Origin of the sequence: Acuticoccus sp. (genome assembly GCF_965213555.1) — a bacterium.
Classification (GTDB): Bacteria; Pseudomonadota; Alphaproteobacteria; order Rhizobiales; family Amorphaceae; genus Acuticoccus.
Genome location: NZ_OZ243890.1, coordinates 851,811 through 874,342 on the forward strand (window position 1 = coordinate 851,811; position 22,532 = coordinate 874,342).

Genomic DNA, 22,532 nt, shown 5'->3' on the forward strand with positions numbered 1-22,532 from the left:
CACGGGCCGCCGAAGCCTAGGAGGACACGATGCGACACGTCCCTTGCGCGGCCCTGTGCGCGGCGCTCCTTTTCACCACGATGCCAGCGGAGGCGCAGCCGCTGGGACCCTCCGGCGACTGGGAGCGGCTCGGCCAGCGCCAGGTGGCCTACGATGCCGAGCGCGATCAGTTGGGGCTGCAGGGCGAAGGCGAGTTCCAGTCGGTGCAGTTCTGCGTCGACCGCGCCCCGGTGACCGTGCGCGACATGGAGGTCCACTTCGGGGACGGCACGACGCAGTCCGTAAGCCTGCGCGAACGCTTCGCCGTCGGGACGTGCTCGCGCCAGATCAACCTCGTCGGCCTCGATCGCTACCTGAACCGGCTCGTGATGCGCTACGAGACGCGGCGCGACCGCGGTCCCAAGGCGCTCGTGACCTTCTACGGGCTGCCGGCGCCGCAGTACGGGACGCAGCGTCCGCCGGCGCAGGCTGCGCCCGCGCGCTTCGAGCGCGAGTGGTCGCGCCTCGGGCAGCGACAGGTCGCCTACGGGACCGAGCAGGACCAGCTCCAGCTCACGAGCGACGCGCGGTACAACGAGCTTCGGTTCTGCGTCGGTCGCGGAGGGCTCGTCGTGAACGACATGACGGTCGTGTTCGCTGACGGCGGCGAGCAGGACGTGCGGCTGCGCCGGCGCTTCGGCGACGGGTCGTGCACGCGCCCCATCGCCCTTCAGGGTCGGGACCGTCCGATCGCCCGCCTGCAGCTCACCTACCAGACGCAGCCGGACTTCGGCCCGAAGGCGCTCGTCACGTTCGAGGCACGCTGAAGGCAGTGCGCGCCCGCACGATCGCCGCGATCCGCTCGCCGTCCGCCGCCGACAGGTGGCGGCCGCGCTCGGCGATCTCGCGGGCGTACTCCTCGTAGGTGAGGCCGACGGCCCTTGCCGCTTCCAGGCGGCGCAGCAGGATCGCCCGCGGCGGCGTGCGATGCCGCCGCCGATGGGCCGAGCGCCACGCGAAGTAGCCGCCGATGGCGCCGTCGCCCCAGGGTGGGCGGTGGCGCTCCAGCGGCGGGCCGCCGTTGTGGCCGATGGGGGCCGGGCCGAGCGCCGGCTCGCCGGTCCGCACGCGGGGCGACGGCGCGTCAGCCCGCGCGCGGCAGCGCGGCCTCCACGAGGGTCGTCCAGTACGAGGCCCCGATCGGCAGCAGCGCGTCGTTGAAGTCGTAGGCCTCGTTGTGCAGGTTCGCGACGTCCTCGCCGATGCCGGCGAAGATGAACGCCCCAGGCCGCTCGTTCAGCATGAAGGAGAAGTCCTCCGCCCCCATGGTCGGCGCGGTGGCGGCGTCGACGTTGTTGGCGCCGACCACCTTCGCCGCGACGTCGGCGACGAAGCGGGCCTCCTCCTCGTCGTTGACGAGGACCGGATACTCGCGGCGGTAGTCGAGCCGCGCCTCGACGCGGTGCGCGAGGCCGACCTGCTCGACGACGGCGGCGAGCTGCGCCTCGACCATGTCCCGGGTCTCGGGCTTCAGCGTGCGCACCGTGCCCGACAGCTTCGCCCGCTGGGGGATGACGTTGCTCGCCGTCCCCGCGTGAAACGTCGTGATCGACACCACCGCGGCATCCAAGGGATCGACGTTGCGCGCCACGATGGACTGCGCGGCGGTGACGATGGCCGCGCCGGCGAGCACGGGGTCGCAGGCAAGGTGGGGCCGTGCCGCGTGCCCGCCGCGGCCCTCGATGGTGATGCTGAAGAAGTCGGCCGAGGCCATCTGCGAGCCTGACCGGATGTGGAAGCTGCCCACCGGCATCCCCGGCCAGTTGTGCAGTCCGTAGACGCGTTCGACGTTGAACCGCGTGAGGAGTCCGTCGTCGATCATCGCCTTGGCGCCGGCGCCACCCTCCTCCGCCGGCTGGAAGATCAGGACGACGGTGCCGTCGAAGTTGCGTGTCTCAGCAAGGTGCTTGGCCGCGCCGAGCAGCATCGCGGTGTGCCCGTCGTGGCCGCACGCGTGCATGGCGCCGTCGTTCTTTGAGGCCCAGGGCCGCCCCGTGCGCTCCGGGATCGGCAGCGCGTCCATGTCCGCCCTCAGGCCGACGACGCGCCCGGAGGACCCCTGGCCGCGGATGACGCCGACGACGCCGGTTCGGCCGACGCCGGTCACGACCTCGTCGCAACCGAACTCGGCGAGGCGGTCGGCAACCACCTTCGCGGTCCGGTGGACCTCGTAGCCGATCTCGGGATGCTCGTGGATGTCGCGGCGCCACTCGGTGATCTCGTCGGCCATCTCGGCGAGGCGATTGACGACGGGCATGGCGGCACTCCGCAGAAGGCGCTGGAAGGCGTTCGCCTACCAAGCACAAAGCCGCCGGACGCGCCAGCGAGGCCCCCGGGAGCGCTGTCGGTTGGAGACGAGACTGCTGACCTCTCCGGTCGCCCCGGAACGAAGAAGGGCGGCCCGAAGGCCGCCCCACAAGATCTGCGAAGGGTCGCAGGTCAGCCCGAGATGGCGGACGCGTCGATGACGCGGATCTCCACGCGGCGGTTCTCCTCGGACCGCTCGTCCTCGCCGGCGGGGACCTCGGTGTTGGTCTCCCCAGCGCCCCGCGTGCGGATCCTCGCCTCCTCGACGCCGAGCTCGACGAGGGCATCCCTCACCGCGTCGACCCGGCGCTCGGACAGCTCCATGTTGTAGTCCGCGTCGCCGATCGGGCTGGCGTGGCCGGTCAGGAGCACCGCTGCCTCCGGCATGGTGCGGTAGGCGTCGATGGCCTCGCGCAGCACGTCCTCCCGCTGGTCCGTCGTGACCTCGGCGGAGTCAAAGCCGAACTCCACCTCGATGACGGCGATGGACTCGGCCGCCTCGAGCTCACGCACCTCGGCCTCGGCGATGACGATGGTCGGCGCGTCCTCCGTCATGACGGAGACGTCGGGACCACCCTCCTCACGCGTGGCGCTGACCTCGGCGCCGGACGCGATGTCCGCCGATACCGCGGGCCGGCTCTGGGACACGTCGACTTCGGCCTCGGGTTGCGACACGGCGACGGTGGCCTCGCGCTGCTCGACCTCCACCTGCGGCGCGGCCTGCGTGACGTCGACCTGCGGCTGAGCCTGGGTGACGTTCACCACGGGCTCCTGCTCCTCGACCTCGACGCGGGCCTCGGGCTGCACCACCGCCACCTCCGGCTGACGCTGGGTGACGTTCACCTCGGGCCGCGCCTGCTCGACGGTCACGTTCGGCTGCGCCTGGGCGACGTCGACCACGGGCTCGGCCGCCTCGACGGTCACGATGGGCTCCGGCTGCACGACGGCGACCTCGGGCTCGGTCTGCTCGACGGTGATCGTCGGCTGCGGCTGCCGGATCTCCACCTCGGGCTGGAACTGGCGCACGATGATCTCGGGCTCGGGCTGCTCGATGCGCACGCGTGGCTGGGTCTGCTGCACGGCGATCTCGGGCTGCGGCTGCTCGACCTGCACCCGCGGCGCCGGCTGCATCACGGCGACCTTGGGCGCCGCCGCCTGCACATCGACCCGAGCCTCGGGCTGACGCACGTCGACCCGCTGCTGGGGCGCCGCAACGGACACGTCGGCGGCCGGCTGACGCACCTCGATCTCGGACGCACGCTGGGCGACGTCGACCTCGGTGGCCTCCTGCTCGACGGTGACGTCGGCCTCGGACGGCTGGACCGCCACCTGCGCCGGCACCGCCTGGACCGCCACGGTGGTGCGCTCGGCCTCGGCGACCATGGCCGACAGGCGCTCGGTGCGCTGCAGCGCCTGCTCGTCGGTGGCACCTTCGATGATGGTGCCCTCGTCGGCGATGGCCGTCTGCGCCTCGGCCAGCACCGCGAAGCACTCGCCTTCGGTGACCCCGCGCGCCTCTACGAGGCGGGTCTCGTAGTCGGAGAACAGGCTCTCGATGCGCGCGAAGGCGTCGTCATCGCGGATCGTCTCCATGAAGGCATCGACCTCGTCCGCGCAGGCCAGGTCCTGCGCCGCGGCCGGCGCCGCGAGGGCCAGCGCGGTCGTCGCCAACAGAACTGCTCGCGAAATGGGCATGTCGTCTCCCCGTGTTGATTACACAGTCCCAAAAGCCGACACGGCGTAAATACGTTCCAACAGAAACGTTATCCCATGAACATTCAAGCGGTATAAGACAGCTATACGTTACAAACGACCATTAAACCACATTATTTGTACTAGATTAAGCTTGATTACGATTGATGTTCAGGGTCGACATGCGCTCGATGGCCCGCAGCGCGGGGATGATCCGCGCCGCGTCGTCAGCGCTTGAACGTGTGGACCTCCATCGGGACGAGGGGCTAACCCGTCGCACGACGCGGCGCCTTGACAGGCGTCGCCGCGGCACGCGCACTCCGCAGGATACGACAGCAAGAGACGACAGGGAGACGCCCATGACGGACACCATCGAGGTCCCTTCCGCCCTCGCATCGAGCGCGCACGTGGACCGGGCGGCCTACGAGCGCATGTACGCCGCCTCCATCGACGATCCCGAAGGCTTTTGGGCCGAGGAGGGACGGCGGATCGACTGGATACGGCCGTACACGACCGTCAAGAACGTCAGCTTCGACCACGGTGCGGTGTCGATCCGCTGGTACGAGGACGGCACGCTGAACGCCTGCGCCAACTGCCTCGACCGGCACCTCGCCGAGCGCGGCGGCGAGACCGCCATCATCTTCGAGCCCGACGACCCGAACGGGGAGGCGCAGCACCTCACCTACCAGCAGGTGCACGCCCACGTGGTGAAGTTCGCCAACGTGCTGAAGGCACTCGGCGTCGGGCGGGGCGATCGCGTCGTCATCTACCTGCCGATGATCCCCCAAGCGGCCTACGCGATGCTCGCCTGCGCGCGGATCGGCGCAGTCCACTCGGTGGTGTTCGCCGGCTTCTCCCCCGACAGCCTCGCCAATCGCATCAACGACTGCGACGCCAAGCTCCTCGTCACCGCCGATGGCGCACCGCGCGGCGGGCGCACCACGAACCTCAAGGACAACGCCAACGAGGCGCTCGCCCAGTGCAACGAGGCGGTCAACTGCCTCGTCGTCAAGCGCACCGGGCAACAGATCGCCTGGCGCCCCGAGCGCGACTTCTGGCTCCACGAGATGGAGGCGGACGCCTCCAACGATTGCCCCCCCGAGGAGATGAACGCGGAGGATCCGCTGTTCATCCTCTACACCTCGGGCTCGACGGGACGCCCCAAGGGCGTCGTGCACACCACCGGGGGCTACATGGTGTTCGCCGCCATGACCCATCAGCTGACGTTCGACTACAAGCCCGGCGAGGTCTACTGGTGCACCGCCGACGTCGGCTGGGTGACGGGGCACACCTACATCCTCTACGGCCCGCTCGCGAACGGGGCGGTGACGCTGATGTTCGAGGGCGTGCCCACCTATCCGGACGCCGGGCGCTTCTGGGCAATCTGCGAGAAGCACCGGGTCAACACGTTCTACACCGCGCCCACCGCCATCCGCGCCTTGATGGGCAAGGGCGACGAGCTCGTGCGGCGGCACGACCGCTCCTCCCTGCGCATCCTCGGGACGGTCGGCGAGCCGATCAACCCCGAGGCCTGGCGCTGGTATTATGAGGTCGTCGGCGAAGGCCGCTGCCCCATCGTCGACACGTGGTGGCAGACCGAGACCGGCGGACACCTCATCACCGGCCTGCCCGGCGCGACGCCGATGAAGCCCGGCTCCGCCTCGACGCCCTTCTTCGGCATCACGCCGGCCGTGCTCGACCCGGCGACGGGGGAGGAGAAGGACGGCGCCGCCGAGGGCGTCCTCGTCATCAAGCATTCGTGGCCCGGCCAGATGCGCACGGTCTGGGGCGACCACGAGCGCTTCGAGGACACCTACTTCCAACAGTACAAGGGCAGCTACTTCACCGGCGACGGCTGTCGGCGCGACGCGGATGGATACTACTGGATCACCGGACGCGTGGACGACGTGCTCAACGTTTCGGGCCACCGCATGGGAACGGCGGAGATCGAGTCCGCGCTGGTCGCCCACGGTGCGGTGTCGGAGGCCGCGGTGGTTGGCTACCCGCACGACATCAAGGGACAGGGCATCTACTGCTACGTGACCTTGATGGGCGACCGCGAGCCCACCGAGGAGCTGCGTCGCGAGCTGTCCGACTGGGTGCGCTCGGAGATCGGACCCATCGCCAAGCCCGACCTCATCCAATGGGCGCCCGGCCTGCCGAAGACGCGCTCGGGCAAGATCATGCGCCGCATCTTGCGCAAGATCGCCGAGGACGACTACGGCGCGCTGGGCGACACCTCGACGCTCGCCGAGCCCCAGGTGGTCGACGACCTCATCGCCAACCGGCAGAACCGCCGCTCCGCTTGAGCCGCGGCGAACCGCCGAAGTCCACGTCAGCGCCGCGATCGCCGCAATGCCCGCGCATTGGCGCCGCGATCGCCGGCTAGGGTTGCACGATCGTCCCCTGCGGCGTCCGTCGGACGCCCGCCTAGGAGTTCCATGGTTATGCATCATCCCGAGTCGACGACCGACGCGCACCCCACCGACAGCGACCTCGACCGCCGCAGCATCCTCGCCCTCGCCGGGCGTTGGGGTGCGGTCCTGGCGCTCGCCCCTGCCCTTGCAGCCTGCAACTCCGACGACGACGAGGAGGAAGAGACCGAGGCGCAGCCGGACGCCGGCTAGCTGGGTCGGGTCCTTGCACGGTTTGCCCACACCGGCAGCCTCGCCGGTGTGGGCGCTGGACGCGGCTGTTCAGCGCGTCGGCACGTCGCTGGCCTCGTCCCCGAGCGCATGGCGTTGCATCAAGGGAAGCTGGCTCAGCGTGAACAGGACGGTGAGCGGCATCGTCCCGAACACCTTGAACGACACCCAGAGATCGGTCGAGAAGTTGCGCCAGACGACCTCGTTCACGACCGCCAGGAACGCGAAGAACAGGCCCCACCGTAGCGACAGCTTGCGCCAGCCCTCGGTGTCGAGGAGCAGCACGCTGCCGAACACCACGCCGAGCAGCGGCCGCTTGAAGATCCACAGCCCGCCCAGCAGCGCAGTGGCGAAGATCACGTTGACGATGGTCGGCTTCATCTTGATGAAGACGTCGTTCTGCAGGTAGAGCGTGAGCCCGCCGAACACGATCACGATGACGCCCGAGATCAGCGGCATGATGGGGACGCGGCGATAGATCGCGAGCGACACCGTCAGCGCCACCGTGGTCGCCAGCATGAACGCGGCGGTGGCGGCCATGATCGGCACCGTCGTGGGCTCGAGCGCGGCGAACGGTCCGAAGCGCTCCAAGTCCCACGCGCCGGCGCGGGCGTTCACTCCGAAGAAGGTCAGGAGCGGACCGAGCTCCAGGACCAGCTTCAACACACTACCTTCGCGGCGTACCGCCATCCTCACCCACCCTACCGCTCGCCCAGCCTACAGCGTTCGTTCACCAAGGACGTCGCACATCGGAAATCGCTGCACGGGCCGACCTGCCGCCCAGTCGTGCGCCACGAGGGCGAACGCGTTAAGGACCGATCCCCATGGACCAACCCGCGCCTCCCCGCTCCCGCAACGGGGCCGTGCCGCGCGAGGCTAGCGGCTCGCGCGGCGGACGCAAGGCGGACCGTCGTCGCGGGCAGGCCCACGACGACGTCGCTCCAGACCTCGGCGAGGGGCTCGTCGCCGAGGGCCTCGCCAAGAGCTACGGCCGACGCACAGTCGTCAGGGACGTGTCGTTGCGCCTGTCCCATGGCGAGACCGTCGGGCTCCTGGGTCCCAACGGCGCCGGCAAGACGACGGTGTTCTACATGATCACCGGACTGATCCGCCCCGACCGTGGCGCCATCACGCTGAACGGCTTCGCCGTCACGCGGCTGCCCATGTACCGCCGTGCGCGGCTCGGCATCGGCTACCTGCCCCAGGAGGCGTCGATCTTCCGTGGCCTCACCGTGGCGCAGAACGTGTTGGCGATCCTCGAGCTCACCGAGCCGGACCGGGCCCGCCGGCGCAAGGCCCTCGCCGAACTCCTCGACGAGTTCGGGCTGACGCGGCTCGCGGACGCGCCGGCGACGTCGCTGTCGGGCGGCGAGCGCCGTCGCGTGGAGATCGCCCGCGCGCTCGCCTCGCGGCCGGACTTCATGCTCCTCGACGAGCCGTTCGCCGGCGTCGACCCCATCGCCGTGGCCGACATCCAGAGCCTCGTGCGCCACCTCACCCAGCGCGGGATCGGCGTCCTCATCACCGACCACAACGTGCGCGAGACGCTCGGCCTCATCGACCGGGCGACGATCATCGCCGCGGGCGAGGTGCTGACCGAGGGCACCCCCGAGGAGATCGTCGCCAACAAGGACGTCCGGCGGCTTTACCTCGGTGAGCGGTTCCGCCTTTGACAGCGCGCGCGCATTGTTTAACAAACCGTCATGCAAGGTTCGCGCCAAAACGACGGAACAATCGCACGTGAAGCCATCGATCCGCCTCGTCCAGTCCCAGCGTCAGACGCTTGCGATGACGCCGCAGCTGATGCAGGCCATCAAGCTCCTGCAGATGTCGAACCTCGAGCTCGAGGGTGCGGTGCGCGAGGAGGTGGATCAGAACCCGTTCCTGTCGCTCTCCACGCGCGTGGACGGGCCCCGTGCCGACGGCCGGGTGCCGTCCCGTCACGCATCGCTCCCAGGAACGGCGACGTCCTACGATCAGGCCGGTGCCGTCGCCGCCCGTGAGACGCTGGCCGACCACTGCAGGCGCGAGGCCGCGGCCCTCGACCTGCACAAGGACGGGCTCGCGATCGCCCAATTCCTCATCGGCTCGTTGGAGCCGGACGGCCGCCTCGATCTTGATGCCGAGGCGGACGCTGTGACGACACTAGGCGTCGCCCCGGCCGACGTCGCGGCGACGCTCGCTGCGCTGCAGACCATCGCACCGGCGGGCCTGTTCGCCCGCTCGCTCGCCGAGTGCCTGGCGCTGCAGCTCGACGAGCGCGGCTGCCTCGACGACCTCGCACGGCAGGTGTTGGACAACCTCGGCCTCGTCGCCAAGCGCGACGTTCGTCGCCTCGCGGACGCATGCGGGGCCAGCGAGGTCGCCGTGATCGACGTCCTCGCGCTACTACGAACCCTCGATCCGCGGCCGGGCCTCGCCTTCGACGCGGCCCAACCCGTCGCCATCGAGCCCGACGTCCTTGTGCGCGCGCGGGCCGGTGGCGGCTTCCTCGTGGTCCTCGACACGAGCCGGCTGCCCCGCGTCCTCGTCGATGCGAGCTACCATGCGGAGATCGCGGCCTGCGGCGACAAGGCCGCGCTCAGCTTCGCCAACCAGTGCATGCGCTCCGCGCATTGGCTGACGCGCAGCCTCGACCAGCGCGCCCGCACCATCGTCAAGGTCGCCACCGCGATCGTCACGCGCCAGCGCGCCTTCTTCGAGGGCAAGGCGCAGCACGTCGCGCCCCTGACGCTGCGCGAGGTGGCGCAGGATATCGAGATGCACGAGTCCACGGTGAGCCGGGTCGTCGCCAACAAGGCGCTCTCCTCGCCGCGCGGTGTGTTTCCGTTCCGCGCCTTCTTCGCGGTGGCCATCGACGCCGGCGAAGGCACCGTGTCGGCCGACCTCGTGCGCGCCCAGATCCGCCGCATCGTGGACGCCGAGGGGCCAGGACCGGTGCGCTCGGACGACGAGATCGTGCAGACGCTGAAGGCGAACGGCATCGTCATCGCTCGGCGCACGGTCGCCAAGTACCGCGAGGCGATGAACATCCCGTCCTCGGTGGAGCGCCGCAGGATGGCCCGACATGACGGTGTGCACGCCGCCCGGTGAGGCTTGCGGTGGCGCGCAGGTCGACCACCGTGTGCCGATTGACAGGTCCGTGTCCCCGGCCTAGAAGGCCGCGCCACGACGGGACGCCCGCCGTAGCCGCACTCGGTGCGCTCGTGGTTGACGCACCGACGACAAGGCACCGACAAGGCACCGACGACAAGGCACCGACGACGCTGCGTCGGCATAGGATCTCCCGTAGACGCTCGGTTGCCGTCGGCGCCGGCGCCTGCGTCGCCAGCCTTCCAATATCTGGAACGGAACATCACAGGCCATGCCCGTCACCATCGCTGGCAAGAACATGGACGTCGGCGCGGCGCTCCGGCAGCGCGTCGAGGAGCGCATCGAGGGGGCGGTCGAGAAGTACTTCGACGGCAACAGCTCGGGGCAGGTGGCCATCACCAAGACCGGTGCCGGCTTCGAGGCGGACTGCACCGTGCACCTCGACACCGGGGTGGTGCTGAAGACGTCGGCGAGCGCCGGCGACGCCACCGCCGCTTTCGAACAGGCGGCCGACCGCATCGAGAAGCGTCTGCGGCGCTACAAGCGACGCCTGAAGGCGCACAACCACGGGCCGACCTCCGCCGAGGTTGAGGCGGCGGCGAACTACACCGTGCTTGCCGCGCCGGAGGAGGACGAGGAGCTGGCGGAGAACTACGCCCCGCTCGTCGTCGCCGAAACGCCGACCAGGATCCGCACCATGACGGTCTCCATGGCGGTGCTCGAGCTCGACCTCATCGACGCGCCGGCGCTGATGTTCGCCAACGCGGCCAACGGCGCGCTCAACGTGGTCTACCGCCGCGCGGACGGCAACGTCGGCTGGATCGATCCCTCGCTCGCGGAGGGCGGGGCGCCGACGCCGAAGGGCGCGGCGAGCGCGGGCTGAGCGACGTGGAGCTCGCCTCGCTCCTGTCGCCTGATGCGGTCGTCCACCACCTGGACGTCGGGTCGAAGAAGCAGGCGCTGCAGGAGATCGCGGCCGTCGCCGCACGCTGCACCGCGCTCCCCGAGCGCGAGGTGTTCGACACGCTGCTCCAGCGCGAGCGGCTCGGCTCGACCGGGGTCGGCCGCGGCATCGCGATCCCGCATGGCAAGCTCGTCAGCCTCGACCAGCTCGCCGCCTTCTTCTTCACCTTGGCGAGCCCGGTGGACTTCGAGGCCCTCGACGGCGAGCCGGTGGACCTCATCTTCGCGCTCCTCGCCCCTGAGGACGCGGGCGCCGATCACCTCAAGGCGCTCAACAAGATCGCCCGCGTGATGAAAAAGCCCGGCATGACCGAGGCCCTGCGAGAGGCGGACAGCTCCGGCGAGCTCTACGACCTCCTGACTAAGACGCCCGTCGCCGCGAGCTGACGGTCACACCCGCATGATCGGGGAGCGCCCGGCCGAGCGCGATGGGTGGGGCATCGATCGGGCCTCCCGTGTTGACGACCTCCGCTCGGGCTTGCACATGACACGGACACACAATTGAGGGGATGGGAGCCATGGCGCCGCGGACGCTCTACGACAAGATCTTCGACGACCACCTCGTCGAGCTGAAGGACGACGGCACCGCGCTGCTCTACATCGACCGCCACCTCGTCCACGAGGTGACGAGCCCTCAGGCGTTCGAGGGGCTGCGCCTCGCCGGTCGGAGCGTCCATGCTCCGTCGCGCACCCTTGCCGTCGTCGACCACAACGTGCCGACCACCGACCGGTCGGCGGGGATCGACGACGAGGAGTCCCGCATCCAGGTGGAGACGCTGGCGCGCAACGTCGCGGACTTCGGCATCGAATACTACGACGAGCTCGACCGGCGTCAGGGCATCGTCCACATCGTGGGGCCCGAGCAGGGGTTCACCTTGCCCGGCATGACCATCGTGTGCGGCGACAGCCACACCTCCACCCACGGCGCCTTCGGCGCGCTCGCCCACGGCATCGGCACCTCCGAGGTGGAGCACGTCCTTGCGACGCAGACGCTGGTCACCCGCCGTGCCAAGAACATGCGGGTCACCGTGGATGGTGCGCTGCCGCCGCACGTGACCGGCAAGGACGTCATCCTGTCGATCATCGGCACCATCGGGACGGCGGGCGGCACGGGCTACGTCATCGAGTACGCCGGCGAGGCCGTCCGCGCGCTTTCGATGGAGGGGCGCATGACGATGTGCAACATGTCGATCGAGGCGGGCGCGCGCGCCGGGCTCATCGCGCCCGACGAGACGACGTACCGCTACATCGAGGGCCGGCCGAAGGCGCCGCAGGGGGCCGCCTTCCAGCACGCCGTGGACTACTGGCGCACGCTGCCGTCGGACGAGGACGCGCGCTTCGACCGCGAGGTGCGGCTCGACGCGGCCTCGCTGCCCCCCGTCGTCACCTGGGGGACCTCGCCTGAGGCGGTCGCCGCCGTCGACGGGTGCGTGCCGAACCCCGAGGACATCGCCGACCCCGGCAAGCGGCGCGCCATGGAGCGTGCCCTCGCCTACATGGCCCTCGTCCCGGGCACGCCGATGACCGACATCAGCGTCGACAAGGTGTTCATTGGCTCCTGCACCAACGGCCGCATCGAGGATCTGAGGGCCGTGGCCGACGTCGTGCGCGGACACCGCGTCGCGGAGGGCGTCAGCGCCATGGTCGTGCCGGGCTCCGGCCTCGTGAAGCGGCAGGCGGAGGAGGAGGGCATCGACCGCGTCCTCCTCGAGGCGGGCTTCGAGTGGCGCGAGCCGGGGTGCTCCATGTGCCTCGGGATGAACGCCGATCGGCTGAACCCGGAGGAGCGTTGCGCCTCGACCTCCAACCGCAACTTCGAGGGCCGTCAGGGCTTCCGTGGCCGCACCCACCTCGTCTCGCCGGCGATGGCGGCGGCGGCGGCGGTCGCCGGCCGGTTCGTCGACGTCCGCCGGATGTAGCAGGCACCACCGACCGCTGAGCAGCGGCGACGGCGGCCCGTTAGTAGCCGTACCTGCGATGCCCGTAGTGGACGCCGACACCGCGGTGAGCGCGACCGAACCGGGGCTCGCAGTGGCGAATGACGCGCACGACCTTGCCGCGCGGCGTGCGCTGCACGATCCGCGTGCTGCAGGGGCGCTCGACGATCTTCACACGCCCGCGGCCTTGGCGACCATAGCGCGGACGGTCGAAGCGGTCGGCGTGGTACACCGGCTCGGACAGTTCGAGGCGCCGGCGGGGGCGCAGGTACCGCTCGTCCTCGTCGAACGAGGGGGCGTCGAACGAGGGGGCAAGGTAGCGTCCGTCGTCGTCATAGCGGTGCGGCCGGTCGGTGTAGCCGAGGTCGTCCTCATCGGTGCGCGCGCGCGCTCGGAGGCGGACCTCGCCCTCGAGCTCCAGGTCGATCCGCGCCGTGTCCTTGAAGCGCCAGGACCGCTCGAACCCGTCCGTCGCCGGGCCGAGGTCGAGTTCGAGGTCGGGACCCGGACCTCCTGCGAGCGCCGGGCCGGTCATCGCCATGGACGCCGCGAAGGCGATGGCGAGGCTCCTGATCCGTCGGGTCATGATTTCCCTCCCGTGCGTGGCTTGCCTTGGTGTGTCGGGTGACGCAGCGCAGGACACCAGGGACGGACTGAACTTCCCCTGAGCTTGCCGTTCAGCGCCGCTTCACGATCGCCGTTCCGCCACGAAGCGACAGGCCTCGACGAGCACGGCCGCGCGCTCGCCGTAGGGTTCCAGGCACGCACGGGCGGCGGCAACCCGCGCCTCGAGCCGGCGGTGCGCCTCCTCCGCGCCGAACCGCGCAGGGATCGTCGCCTTGCGCCCGGCGGCGTCCTTGCCGACGCGCTTGCCGGTCTCGGCCGTCGTGCCCTCGACGTCGAGGAGGTCGTCGGCGAGCTGGAAGGCGGCGCCGAGGTGCTCGCCGAAGGACCTCAGCCGGACCCGATGCTCGTCCTCGGCCCCAGCGAGGACGGCGCCCGCCTCGCACGCGGCGGCGATGAGCGCGCCGGTCTTCATGGCCTGCATACGTCCCACGCCCTCCTCGTCGAGGTCGAAGGCGTTGAGGTCGCAGTACTGACCGCCCACCATGCCGGCGTTGCCGGCAGCGAGCGCTAGGACGTTCGCGAGGGCGCCGGCCCGCGCGGCGGGGACCGCGGGCGAGGTGATGAGCTCGAAGGCGAGGGCCTGCAGCCCGTCGCCGACCAGGATTGCCGTCGCCTCGTCGAACGCCTTGTGCACGGTGGGGCGCCCCCGACGCAGGTCGTCGTCGTCCATCGCCGGCAGGTCGTCGTGCACCAGGCTGTAGGCGTGTAGGCACTCGAACGCGGCGCCCACCGTGGTGGCCGCGTCCGCCGGCGCGTCGAACAGCGCTGCCGCCTCGATGACGAGGAGCGGCCGAAACCGTTTGCCGCCGCCGAGCACGGCGTAGCGCGTCGCCTCCGCAAGCCGAGCCGGGACCCGTGTCGCAGGGTCGAGGGCCGCGGCGAGCACACGGTCCGTCGCCTCGGCGGCCGCCATGAGCCGCGCGCCAAACCCCATCCTGCCCTCCCGGAAATCCTCCCGCGCATGATAGGCAGGCTGCCACGTGGCTGCTACGGCGCGCCGGCCACACAGGGAGGGAGGATGCGCATCATCCTGAAGGCGCTCGTCGTGGTTCTCGCCACCCTGGCAGCGATCCCCCTCCTGCTCACCGTGGTCTACGCCTTCGTCGACCCGCCCTCCATGCCCATCGCGCGGCGTCACGCCCTCGGCGAGCCCGTGGCGCAGGCCTGGCGCCCGCTGTCGGCCATGTCCCCCGAACTCGTACAGGCCGTCGTCATGGCGGAGGACGCGCGCTTCTGCCTGCACTGGGGCGTGGACCTGCGGCAGGTCCGGATCGTCGTCGCCGACGCCTTCGCCGGCCGCAGGGTGCGCGGCGCGAGCACCATCACCATGCAGGTTGCGAGGAACCTGTTCCTATGGTCGGAGCGGAGCTACCTACGCAAGGCGATCGAGGTCCCGCTGGCGCTGTGGATCGACCTCGTCCTCTCCAAGGACCGCATCCTCGAGATCTACCTCAACATCGCGCAGTGGGGAGCGCGGGCCTACGGCGTGGAGGCCGGCGCGCAGCTCGCGTTCGGGAAGGGTGCCGATCGTCTGACGGGCGACGAGGCTCTGGCCCTCGCCACCGTCCTGCCTGCGCCGGCGGTGCGCGACCCGCGAGCTCCCTCGCTCCGCCAGCGCCGCGTGATGGCCCACGTCCGGGACGAGCTCGCCCGCGCGCCCTGGGTGTTCGCCTGCCTGCCTCCCCGCATCCGGCCATGACGGGCTGTGCGTGCGGCAGGAGCTGCTTGGCCGGCTCGCCTGACCACGCTGGTTGCATCGCGTCCGCCCGCCCCGTATATCATCGCGTCGGCGGCACGTCCGCCTCCCCCGATGTCAGTGCAGCGCACCGTGCCGTTCGGCGCGGCGAAGGAGTGTCACGATGGCTGTGCCGAAGCGAAAGACGAGCCGCATGAAGCGCGGGTTCCGCCGTTCCGCGGACGCGCTGAAGGCGTCCGCCTACGTCGAGGACAAGGACTCGGGCGAGCTGCGCCGGCCGCACCACATCGACCTCAAGAGCGGACGCTACCGTGGACGGCAAGTCATGAGCGCCAAGGACGAGGGCTGATCGCGAACTCCTCGCTCGGCTTTCACGGCGCGCTTGATCTTGCCGGCTCGCTCGTCCAACCATCGGGGGCAACCAGCCGAGGCAGCTCCCGATGGGTCTCTTCCCCTTCACGTTCATCCCGCTCGTGCTCTACTGCATCGCGTCGATCTTTCTCTACGATCCGTCGAACTACGTGGTGACCCCGGGCGAGCCGTACGTCCACCCCTTCTGGAGCGACGCCGTCCTCGGCATGACGCTGGTGTCCGGCCAGAACTGGGCGCTGAGCTACGGCGACCTCATCATCACCGTCGCCATCGTGTTGATGCTGTTCTCGATCCTGCGCACGGCGAGCACGAGCCGCATGACGGTGCTCGGCAACATGGTCATGGTGCTCGTGCTGTGCGTCTACATCGTCCTGTTCCTGACGGTGGATTTCGCCGGAACCTCGACGTTCTTCATCTTGACGATGATTGCGCTCATCGACACCCTGGCGACGGTTTCGGTCTCGCTGGTGGCGTCGCACTCCAGCGTAGACGCCGTGCCTGACTGACGATGCCGAAGGCGGGCACGGTCGCGCCTGGCCTTCCCGCCTTAGTCGAACCTCGGCGGGACCGACCGATCCTCCTTGGTCCGGTGCTGGTGGCCAGGCCCGCCGACCGCCTCGCCGCCGTTCGAGCCGGCCGCGATGGTCTCGATCCGAGCCTGCATCTTGGCGAGCTCACCGCGCAGCGCTGCGACGTCCTGAGCGAGCGCGTCCGCGGTCTGCGTCTCCGGCGCCGCCTCAGGGGTGAACGGCATGAACATGCGCATGGAGCGCTGGAACAGCTCCATGTTGTGGCGGACCTGCTCCTCGACCGCGCTGAACGCCGTCTCGCCCATCGCATCGTTCCACTGCTTGCGCAGCTTCTCCTGCTCCTTGGCGAACGAGGCGAGGGAGTGCTCGAGGTAGGTCGGGACGAGCGCCTGCATGCGACCGTCGTAGAAGGTGATGAGCTGCCGCAGGAACGCGATGGGCAGGAGGCCGGAGCCGCGGCTCTCCGCGTCGAAGATGATCTGGCCGAGTACTCCGCGCGTGATATCCTCGCCGGTCTTGGCGTCCTGGACCACGAACTCCTCGCCCGAGCGCACCATCTCGGCGAGGTCGTCGAGCGTTACGTAGGCGCTGGTTCCAGTATGATAGAGCCTGCGGTTGGCATACTTCTTAATCACCGTCGTGGGTGCATCGTTGCCCATGACAACCTCGATCGTGAACGGAGTCTGGCGAGTTCCCGGCGGCATCGTGCGCGGCGCCCGACGTCGGGCAAACTCTACGCCGGTCCACATAATCCTAAACATCGCGCTGCACCAGCCGGCATGCTGCGATTGCGAAGCCGCGACGCGCCATCGGTTGACAGCGTTCTGGGGGGCGCGCTCTAGTCCCGCGAACCCTGAAACACAGCAAGGTGCGCAGGATCGCCCGCAGCGGCGGCTACGCAAACCATGGAGGACGAGATGGCTGACGACAGCGTCGTGATCGCGAGCGCCGCGCGCACCCCCGTCGGCGCGTTCAGCGGTGCGTTCCAGTCGGTCCCCGCCTCGGACCTTGGCGCTGCGGCCATCACGGGCGCGCTCGAGCGCGCCGGCGTGTCACCCGAGGATGTTGACGAGGTCGTCCTAGGCCACGTCCTCACCGCGGGTGCCGGCATGAACCCCGCGCGGCAGGCGGCCATGGGCGCCGGCGTCCCCAAGGAGAAGACCGCCTGGGTGCTCAACCAGGTGTGCGGCTCCGGGCTGCGCAGCGTCGCCATCGGGATGCAGCAGATCATTGCAGGCGACGCCGAGATCATCGTCGCGGGCGGCCAGGAGAACATGACGCTCGCGCCGCACGCCCAGCACCTGCGGGCCGGTCACAAGATGGGCGACCTCAAGTTCGTCGACACGATGATCAAGGACGGCCTCTGGGACCACTTCAACGGCTACCACATGGGCAACACCGCCGAGAACGTGGCCCGCGAGTGGCAGATCACCCGCGAGGCCCAGGACGAGTTCGCGGTGCGCTCCCAGAACCGGGCCGAGGCGGCGCAGAAGGAGGGCCGCTTCAAGGACGAGATCATCCCCGTCACTGTGAAGGGCCGCAAGGGGGACACCGTCGTCGAGGACGACGAGTACATCCGCCACGGGGCGACGCTCGACGCGGTGGCCAAGCTGCGTCCGGCCTTCGACAAGGAGGGCACGGTGACCGCGGGCAACGCGTCGGGCATCAACGACGGTGCCTCGGCGATGGTCCTCATGAGCGAGGCGACCGCGGACAAGCGCGGCATCACGCCGATGGCCCGGATCGTGTCGTGGGCGACGGCCGGCGTCGACCCGTCGGTGATGGGCTCGGGGCCGATCCCTGCATCCAAGAAGGCGCTCGCCAAGGCCGGCTGGTCGGTCGCCGACCTCGACCTCGTCGAGGCCAACGAGGCGTTCGCCGCCCAGGCGTGCGCGGTCAACAAGGAGATGGGCTGGCCGGACGACATCGTGAACGTCAACGGCGGCGCCATCGCCATCGGTCACCCCATCGGCGCGTCCGGCAACCGTGTCCTCACGACGCTGCTCTACGAGATGAAGCGTCGCGGCGCCTCGAAGGGCCTCGCCACGCTGTGCATCGGCGGCGGCATGGGTGTCGCGATGTGCGTGGAGCGGGTGCACTGACGAGCTTCCTCTGAGCGCTGCGCCGTCGGAGGCCGCGCGGTCGGAGGACCGGCGCTGTCCGCGCCAGCGTTCCTCGAGCCTGGCAGGTGGCCGGCGGCTCGCGCCAGCGGGTGGGGACGATTACGGAAACAGCCGTTGCACCCCCCAGCCGTCCACCTCGTCGGCCGTGTAGCGGAAGCGGTCGTGCAGGCGGAAGGCGCCGTCCCGCCAGAACTCCATGATGTGCGGCGCGACGCGCAGCCCCGACCAGTGCGGCGGCCGAGGCGGATCCTCGCCGAACTCCGCCTCGCGCTCGGCGACGCGGCGCTCCAGCTCGGCGCGATCGGCGGCCGGCCGCGACTGGTCCGACGCCCAGGCCCCGATGCGGCTGCCGAGCGGGCGCGAAGCATAGTACGCGTCGGCCTCCGCGGCCGAGACGGGCCCGACGGGACCGCGGACGCGCACCTGCCGGCGCAGGCTCTTCCAATGGAACAGCAGCGCTGCCTTGGAGTTCGCGCCCAGCTCCAGCCCCTTCGCGCTTTGAAGGTTGGTGTAGAAGACGAAGCCACGCCGGTCGTGCCCCTTGAGGAGCACCGTGCGCGCGTTCGGCAGCCCTTCGGCATCGACGGTGGCGAGCATCATCGCGTTCGGATCGTTGACCTCGCTGGCCCGCGCCTCCGCGAACCACGCCTCGAACAGGTTGATGGGGTGGGGCGCGCGTCCCGCGGCAACGGCCGCATCGTCGATCTGCGCGATCGAGTCCTGCGCAAGGCTCGCGTTCATGGGAGCGTCACCCTACATGTTGAGTTCTTCATGGCCACACCGACGTGACAGAGGAGGGCGCCGGGGCAAAGCCGTCCCATGGCGCCGACGAGGTTTGACGAAGCATGGCGCGCGACCCCTACACCGTCCTGGGCGTATCGAAGTCGGCGAGCGAGGGTGACATCAAGTCCGCCTTCCGCCGGCTTGCCAAGCGCTACCACCCTGACACCAACTCCGATCCGAAGGCCGCGGAGCGCTTCGCCGAGGTGAACTCCGCCTACGAGATCGTCGGCGACAAGGAGAAGCGCAAGCAGTTCGACCGCGGCGAGATCGACGCGGCGGGACAGGCGCGCTTCCATCCCGGCTTCGGCACCGGGACAGGCACCGGCACCGGCGATCCCTTCGCGGGGTTCGGCGGCTTTTCAGGCTTCGGCGGCCCTGGGCGGGGCGGCGGTCAGACGCGGTCGTGGCGCTTTACCTCCGACGGGACGAGCGGCGTCGATGAGATCCTGCGCGAGTTCATGGGCGGCGCCGGCGCCAAGGCGGAGCGCAGCACGGGTTTTGGCGCAGGCCCGGACCGCGGCGAGGACCTCGAGGTCCTCGTCACGGTGACGCTGGAGGACCTTGCGAAGGACGAGAAGCTGCGCGTCTCGCTGCCCACGGGGCGCACGGTGGACGTCGCGCTGCCCGCGGGTGCCGAGCAGGACCAGCAGATCCGCTTGCGGGGGCTCGGTCGCGACGGCCCCTCGGGCGGGCCAGCCGGCGACGCCATCCTCACCCTTCACATCGCCTCCCACCCCGTGTTCCAGCGCGAGGCGCAAAACCTGCGGCTGCACCTGCCGGTGACGCTCTACGACGCCGCGCTCGGCGCCAAGGTTCGTGCGCCCACGCTGAACGGTTCGGTGAACATCACGGTGCCGGCCGGCTCGTCGGGCGGCAAGACGCTGCGCCTGCGCGGCCTCGGCCTGCCGACGAAGTCCGGCGGACGCGGCGACCTCCTCGTCACGTTGCAGATCGACCTGCCCCACGAGCTACCGGCCGACTTCCTCGACATGATGCGCCGCTGGCGCGAGGACGCCCCCTACCAGCCGCGCGTCGCGACCTCCTGAGCCAGCGAGCGGCGCGGGTCGGGCGGGGGTGGCGCGCTGCGGACGACGGCGCGTCAGGGCCGCGATCAGCCAGCGCGCGTGCCGCTCCAGCCCCGCGGCGCTGAGCGGACCGCGCCTCGTCGTCGGGGGCACGTGGACGAACAGCGCGGCCGGGTTCGTCGACAGCACCGCGGCGTACGCTGCGTTGCATACATATGTGCCCGCGCTGTGGCTGATCGCCACCGGGTAGCCCGCGGCGCGCGCCTGCACCGCGAGCGCGGCGACCGGAAGTGCGGTTCGATGGGAGCGAAGGGGCGGCGCGCACGGGCTCGCACCGGTCGCGTCGGGGCGGCTTGCCGCCAGCGGCACCGCCACGCGCTCGTAGCGGATGCGCCGCGCGTTGCCTGCCACGCCGAACATGATCACCGCGTCCGCCATGCGAGCCTCCGCGGCCAGCTCGGCGACCACCGACCAGTGCGTCGGCAGCAGCCGAGCGGTCACTCCGGCAGGCGGGTCCGCCGCGAGCGCGTCGAGGAGGCGCGACGTCGGGTTCTCCGGCATGCCCGGAAACGGTCCGAAGCCGGTGACGAGGAGGCGCGGCGTGCGGGGCGCTCCCCGCCTCCGCCTCATGCAGCCTGCCGCGGCGTCCACGTCGCCTCGCGGCCGAACCCGTCGCCGTCGACGCGGCCCTCCTCCGCGAGCTTCTCGAGGTGGGCGAGCACGGACAGGCCCGCCGCCCCACGCAGTCGTGGGTCGATGCCGCCGTAGAGCGCCTCGACGATGTCGGCCACCGTGCGGTCGCCCTCGACGATCCGCTCCAGGATCGCCCGCTCGCGCAGGAGGCGGTGCGTCTTGATCGCCGAGACGACCTTCGCCGGCTCGTCGATCGCCCCGCCGTGGCCCGGCAGGAAGCGCACGTGCGACGTGGCGATGAGCTTGTCGAGGGAGGCCATGTAGGCGCCCATGGACCCGTCCGGAGGGGCCACGACCGACGTCGACCACCCCATGACGTGGTCGCCGCTAAAGCAGTCCGCCCCCCGCTCGTAGACCACATGGTTGGCCGCGTGCCCTGGTGTCGTGATGACGCCGAGCACGGTCTCCCCGTTGTCGACGGTGTCGCCGTCCGCCACGCTCCGATCGGGACGGAAGCCGTTGTCCCCGGCCCGCTCGAACGGGTTCGTCTCGCCATCGAACAGGGGCCGCGAGAGCCGGTGGGGCCCCTCCGCGATCACCTCCCCACCCACCGCCGAGCGCAGCGCCTGGAGCGCGCCGACGTGGTCGCGATGGGTGTGCGTGAGGAGGATGTGGGTCACCTCGCGCCCCGCCACGGCGGTGGTGACGGCGGCGACGTGGTCGGCGTCGTCCGGTCCGGGATCGATGATCATGAGTCGATCGGTGCCGACGAGGTAGGTGTTGGTGCCGGCCCCGGTGAACGGTCCCTCGTTCGGCGCCGTCACCCGGGCGATGCCCTCGCCGAGCGGCACGAGCTCGCCGTGGCGCGGATCGAACTCAGACATGGGGCCTCCGCTCGCCGCCGCGGCTGGGCCGCCGATCTCTCCGTCGTCGGGGAGCGCACGAGCGCTGTCAAGCGCACCCCGTCAGGCCGGCGTCGACAGCTCCAAGAGGTTGCCGTCCGGGTCGCGCAGGTAGACCGAGCGGATCGGCCCCGTCGCGCCGGTGCGCTCGACCGGGCCGAGCTCCACCGCGACGCCCTCCCGCTCGAGGCGCGCCACCGCGTCCTCCAGTGGCCCATCGACGATGAGGCATAGGTCCCCGCTGCCGGGGGTGGGATGGCTCGCGCGGGGCACGATCTCGTCCCCGGCCTCGTGCAAGTTGATCTTCTGCCCACCGAACGCCAGCGCGGTGCGTCCCTCGCCGAACCGGACGACGTCCATGCCGAGCACACGGGCATAGAACTCCGACGTCGCCTCGATGGATGCGACGGTGAGCACGAGGTGGTCGATGCGGTCCACGATCATGCGAGCGTCTCAGACATCGTGGAGCACAATGATCCTCACGATCCGCGGATGGCACCGCGACGGGCGGGAACATACAGCCCAGCTGCGTGAGGCCAAGCGATCTTGCCGACGGGCCGGCGGAGGGCGTGGTCGGAGTGGCAGGATTTGAACCTGCGACCCCCTCGTCCCGAACGAGGTGCGCTACCAGGCTGCGCTACACTCCGCCGTCGATGCCCTGGCACATAGCTTCCTTCGGCGGCGATCACAAGCATCAGGCGAGGTGGACCTTGAGCGGCTGCGCGCCCTGCCATAGGCACCGCGTTCCGAGCGCGTGGAGGTTCTCGAGGCCGCTGGTCAGCGTGAGGAAGTGGTTGCCGGCGAGCTGGCCCATCTTCGAGGCGAAGTGGACGCCCCCGTAGGCGAGGAGGATCTCGGTCTCCGAGACGCCACCGGGGTAGAGGATCATCTGCCCCGGGGCGGGGTAGCTCGTGTGGTTCTCGTAGCCGACGCCGAAGTCGCGCTCGCCGAGCGGGACCCACACGCCCTCCCCGCTCCAACGCACGTGGACCACCTCGCTCTCGAAGGGCATCGCCGCGCGCAACGCCGCACACGTCCTCGGCGCCGCCGCCTCCTCGAGCACGGCGTCGAACATGTACGGCCCGGCCTCGACCCTCACCTTGGACATGCAGCGCACCCCTTCTCCGCCGGCCGCGCCGGTCCGGCTCGGGTTATCGCCCGGTGC

25 protein-coding genes and 1 tRNA gene are annotated in these 22,532 nt (G+C 70.4%); 13 read left to right on the forward strand and 13 right to left on the reverse strand.

Translation table 11 applies throughout. From position 1 onward, the window contains the following. The first annotated feature begins 29 nt into the window (after positions 1–29). Positions 30–806 (forward strand): hypothetical protein, encoded by a 777-nt coding sequence (locus ACOOE8_RS04240; RefSeq protein ID WP_420393613.1) that lies wholly within the window; start codon positions 30–32, stop codon positions 804–806. Here ACOOE8_RS04240 and ACOOE8_RS04245 read toward each other — a convergent pair. The 3 genes from ACOOE8_RS04245 to ACOOE8_RS04255 all read right to left on the reverse strand — a co-directional run bounded on the left by ACOOE8_RS04245 (position 787) and on the right by ACOOE8_RS04255 (position 4,017). Next, the gene (locus ACOOE8_RS04245; protein WP_420393614.1) at positions 787–1,107 is read right to left on the reverse strand and encodes a hypothetical protein; all 321 of its coding nucleotides are present in this window, start codon (positions 1,105–1,107) and stop codon (positions 787–789) included. The two genes, ACOOE8_RS04240 and ACOOE8_RS04245, sit on opposite strands and share 20 nt — an antisense overlap. A 16-nt stretch (positions 1,108–1,123) precedes the next feature. Continuing rightward, the gene (locus ACOOE8_RS04250; RefSeq protein ID WP_420393615.1) at positions 1,124–2,296 is read right to left on the reverse strand and encodes a M20 aminoacylase family protein; all 1,173 of its coding nucleotides are present in this window, start codon (positions 2,294–2,296) and stop codon (positions 1,124–1,126) included. A 182-nt stretch (positions 2,297–2,478) separates the two neighbouring features. Next, positions 2,479–4,017 (reverse strand): OmpA family protein, encoded by a 1,539-nt coding sequence (locus ACOOE8_RS04255; RefSeq protein ID WP_420393616.1) that lies wholly within the window; start codon positions 4,015–4,017, stop codon positions 2,479–2,481. A 380-nt stretch (positions 4,018–4,397) separates the two neighbouring features. Here ACOOE8_RS04255 and acs point away from each other — a divergent pair, with 380 nt between their 5' ends. Continuing rightward, entirely contained in the window at positions 4,398–6,347 is a 1,950-nt protein-coding gene (gene acs / locus ACOOE8_RS04260) for an acetate--CoA ligase (protein WP_420393617.1), read from the forward strand. Between the two features lie 138 nt (positions 6,348–6,485). After that, positions 6,486–6,665 carry a hypothetical protein gene (locus tag ACOOE8_RS04265; protein ID WP_420393618.1) on the forward strand — a complete coding sequence of 60 codons (180 nt, stop codon included), beginning with the start codon at positions 6,486–6,488 and terminating at the stop codon, positions 6,663–6,665. A gap of 69 nt (positions 6,666–6,734) precedes the next feature. Here ACOOE8_RS04265 and ACOOE8_RS04270 read toward each other — a convergent pair whose 3' ends face one another. Next, positions 6,735–7,373 carry a septation protein A gene (locus tag ACOOE8_RS04270; RefSeq protein ID WP_420393619.1) on the reverse strand — a complete coding sequence of 213 codons (639 nt, stop codon included), beginning with the start codon at positions 7,371–7,373 and terminating at the stop codon, positions 6,735–6,737. Between the two features lie 173 nt (positions 7,374–7,546). On the opposite strand from ACOOE8_RS04270, the gene lptB reads away from it, so the two are divergent. The 5 genes from lptB (at position 7,547) to leuC (ending at position 12,658) form a co-directional block, all read left to right on the forward strand. Then, a complete protein-coding gene (gene lptB / locus ACOOE8_RS04275; protein WP_420393620.1) occupies positions 7,547–8,356 on the forward strand; it encodes an LPS export ABC transporter ATP-binding protein in 810 nt (269 codons plus the stop codon). 67 nt (positions 8,357–8,423) lie between these two features. Then, positions 8,424–9,776: an RNA polymerase factor sigma-54 gene (gene rpoN / locus ACOOE8_RS04280; RefSeq protein WP_420393621.1), complete on the forward strand. Its 1,353-nt coding sequence runs from the start codon at positions 8,424–8,426 to the stop codon at positions 9,774–9,776. Between the two features lie 271 nt (positions 9,777–10,047). After that, positions 10,048–10,659 carry a ribosome hibernation-promoting factor, HPF/YfiA family gene (gene hpf / locus ACOOE8_RS04285; protein WP_420393622.1) on the forward strand — a complete coding sequence of 204 codons (612 nt, stop codon included), beginning with the start codon at positions 10,048–10,050 and terminating at the stop codon, positions 10,657–10,659. A gap of 5 nt (positions 10,660–10,664) precedes the next feature. Next, positions 10,665–11,126, forward strand: a complete 462-nt coding sequence (ptsN, locus tag ACOOE8_RS04290; protein ID WP_420393623.1) for a PTS IIA-like nitrogen regulatory protein PtsN — start codon at positions 10,665–10,667, stop codon at positions 11,124–11,126. Positions 11,127–11,257: 131 nt separating this feature from the next. Beyond that, positions 11,258–12,658, forward strand: coding sequence for a 3-isopropylmalate dehydratase large subunit (leuC, locus tag ACOOE8_RS04295; protein WP_420393624.1), 1,401 nt, complete (start codon positions 11,258–11,260; stop codon positions 12,656–12,658). 40 nt (positions 12,659–12,698) lie between these two features. Here leuC and ACOOE8_RS04300 read toward each other — a convergent pair whose 3' ends face one another. Both ACOOE8_RS04300 and ACOOE8_RS04305 read right to left on the reverse strand, forming a co-directional pair. Further along, the gene (locus ACOOE8_RS04300) at positions 12,699–13,262 is read right to left on the reverse strand and encodes a hypothetical protein (RefSeq protein ID WP_420393625.1); all 564 of its coding nucleotides are present in this window, start codon (positions 13,260–13,262) and stop codon (positions 12,699–12,701) included. A 102-nt stretch (positions 13,263–13,364) separates the two neighbouring features. After that, positions 13,365–14,237 carry a polyprenyl synthetase family protein gene (locus ACOOE8_RS04305; protein ID WP_420393626.1) on the reverse strand — a complete coding sequence of 291 codons (873 nt, stop codon included), beginning with the start codon at positions 14,235–14,237 and terminating at the stop codon, positions 13,365–13,367. Between the two features lie 84 nt (positions 14,238–14,321). Here ACOOE8_RS04305 and ACOOE8_RS04310 point away from each other — a divergent pair, with 84 nt between their 5' ends. The 3 genes from ACOOE8_RS04310 to ACOOE8_RS04320 all read left to right on the forward strand — a co-directional run bounded on the left by ACOOE8_RS04310 (position 14,322) and on the right by ACOOE8_RS04320 (position 15,877). Beyond that, positions 14,322–15,002: a transglycosylase domain-containing protein gene (locus ACOOE8_RS04310; protein ID WP_420393627.1), complete on the forward strand. Its 681-nt coding sequence runs from the start codon at positions 14,322–14,324 to the stop codon at positions 15,000–15,002. A gap of 160 nt (positions 15,003–15,162) precedes the next feature. After that, on the forward strand, positions 15,163–15,348 hold the full coding sequence (rpmF, locus tag ACOOE8_RS04315) for a 50S ribosomal protein L32 (protein WP_420393628.1): 186 nt from the start codon (positions 15,163–15,165) through the stop codon (positions 15,346–15,348). A gap of 91 nt (positions 15,349–15,439) precedes the next feature. Beyond that, positions 15,440–15,877: a hypothetical protein gene (locus ACOOE8_RS04320; RefSeq protein ID WP_420393629.1), complete on the forward strand. Its 438-nt coding sequence runs from the start codon at positions 15,440–15,442 to the stop codon at positions 15,875–15,877. Between the two features lie 41 nt (positions 15,878–15,918). Here ACOOE8_RS04320 and phaR read toward each other — a convergent pair whose 3' ends face one another. Then, positions 15,919–16,560 carry a polyhydroxyalkanoate synthesis repressor PhaR gene (gene phaR / locus ACOOE8_RS04325; RefSeq protein ID WP_420393630.1) on the reverse strand — a complete coding sequence of 214 codons (642 nt, stop codon included), beginning with the start codon at positions 16,558–16,560 and terminating at the stop codon, positions 15,919–15,921. 258 nt (positions 16,561–16,818) lie between these two features. Here phaR and ACOOE8_RS04330 point away from each other — a divergent pair, with 258 nt between their 5' ends. After that, entirely contained in the window at positions 16,819–18,003 is a 1,185-nt protein-coding gene (locus ACOOE8_RS04330; RefSeq protein ID WP_420393631.1) for an acetyl-CoA C-acetyltransferase, read from the forward strand. Positions 18,004–18,123: 120 nt separating this feature from the next. Here the strand turns inward: ACOOE8_RS04330 and pdxH are convergent, their stop codons facing one another. Continuing rightward, positions 18,124–18,765 carry a pyridoxamine 5'-phosphate oxidase gene (gene pdxH / locus ACOOE8_RS04335; RefSeq protein WP_420393632.1) on the reverse strand — a complete coding sequence of 214 codons (642 nt, stop codon included), beginning with the start codon at positions 18,763–18,765 and terminating at the stop codon, positions 18,124–18,126. 104 nt (positions 18,766–18,869) lie between these two features. On the opposite strand from pdxH, the gene ACOOE8_RS04340 reads away from it, so the two are divergent. Beyond that, positions 18,870–19,853 carry a DnaJ C-terminal domain-containing protein gene (locus tag ACOOE8_RS04340; RefSeq protein ID WP_420393633.1) on the forward strand — a complete coding sequence of 328 codons (984 nt, stop codon included), beginning with the start codon at positions 18,870–18,872 and terminating at the stop codon, positions 19,851–19,853. Here the strand turns inward: ACOOE8_RS04340 and ACOOE8_RS04345 are convergent. The 5 genes from ACOOE8_RS04345 to ACOOE8_RS04365 all read right to left on the reverse strand — a co-directional run bounded on the left by ACOOE8_RS04345 (position 19,776) and on the right by ACOOE8_RS04365 (position 22,475). Continuing rightward, a complete protein-coding gene (locus ACOOE8_RS04345; protein ID WP_420393634.1) occupies positions 19,776–20,462 on the reverse strand; it encodes a hypothetical protein in 687 nt (228 codons plus the stop codon). The two genes, ACOOE8_RS04340 and ACOOE8_RS04345, sit on opposite strands and share 78 nt — an antisense overlap. Next, positions 20,459–21,349 carry an MBL fold metallo-hydrolase gene (locus ACOOE8_RS04350; RefSeq protein WP_420393635.1) on the reverse strand — a complete coding sequence of 297 codons (891 nt, stop codon included), beginning with the start codon at positions 21,347–21,349 and terminating at the stop codon, positions 20,459–20,461. Before ACOOE8_RS04350 ends, ACOOE8_RS04345 begins: the two co-directional genes overlap by 4 nt. A gap of 81 nt (positions 21,350–21,430) precedes the next feature. Then, on the reverse strand, positions 21,431–21,811 hold the full coding sequence (locus ACOOE8_RS04355) for a VOC family protein (RefSeq protein WP_420393636.1): 381 nt from the start codon (positions 21,809–21,811) through the stop codon (positions 21,431–21,433). A gap of 126 nt (positions 21,812–21,937) precedes the next feature. Beyond that, positions 21,938–22,014: transfer RNA gene (locus ACOOE8_RS04360), tRNA-Pro, on the reverse strand. Between the two features lie 47 nt (positions 22,015–22,061). Then, complete coding sequence (locus ACOOE8_RS04365) at positions 22,062–22,475, reverse strand: DUF3830 family protein (RefSeq protein WP_420393637.1); 414 nt, start codon at positions 22,473–22,475, stop codon at positions 22,062–22,064. Positions 22,476–22,532: the final 57 nt, after the last annotated feature.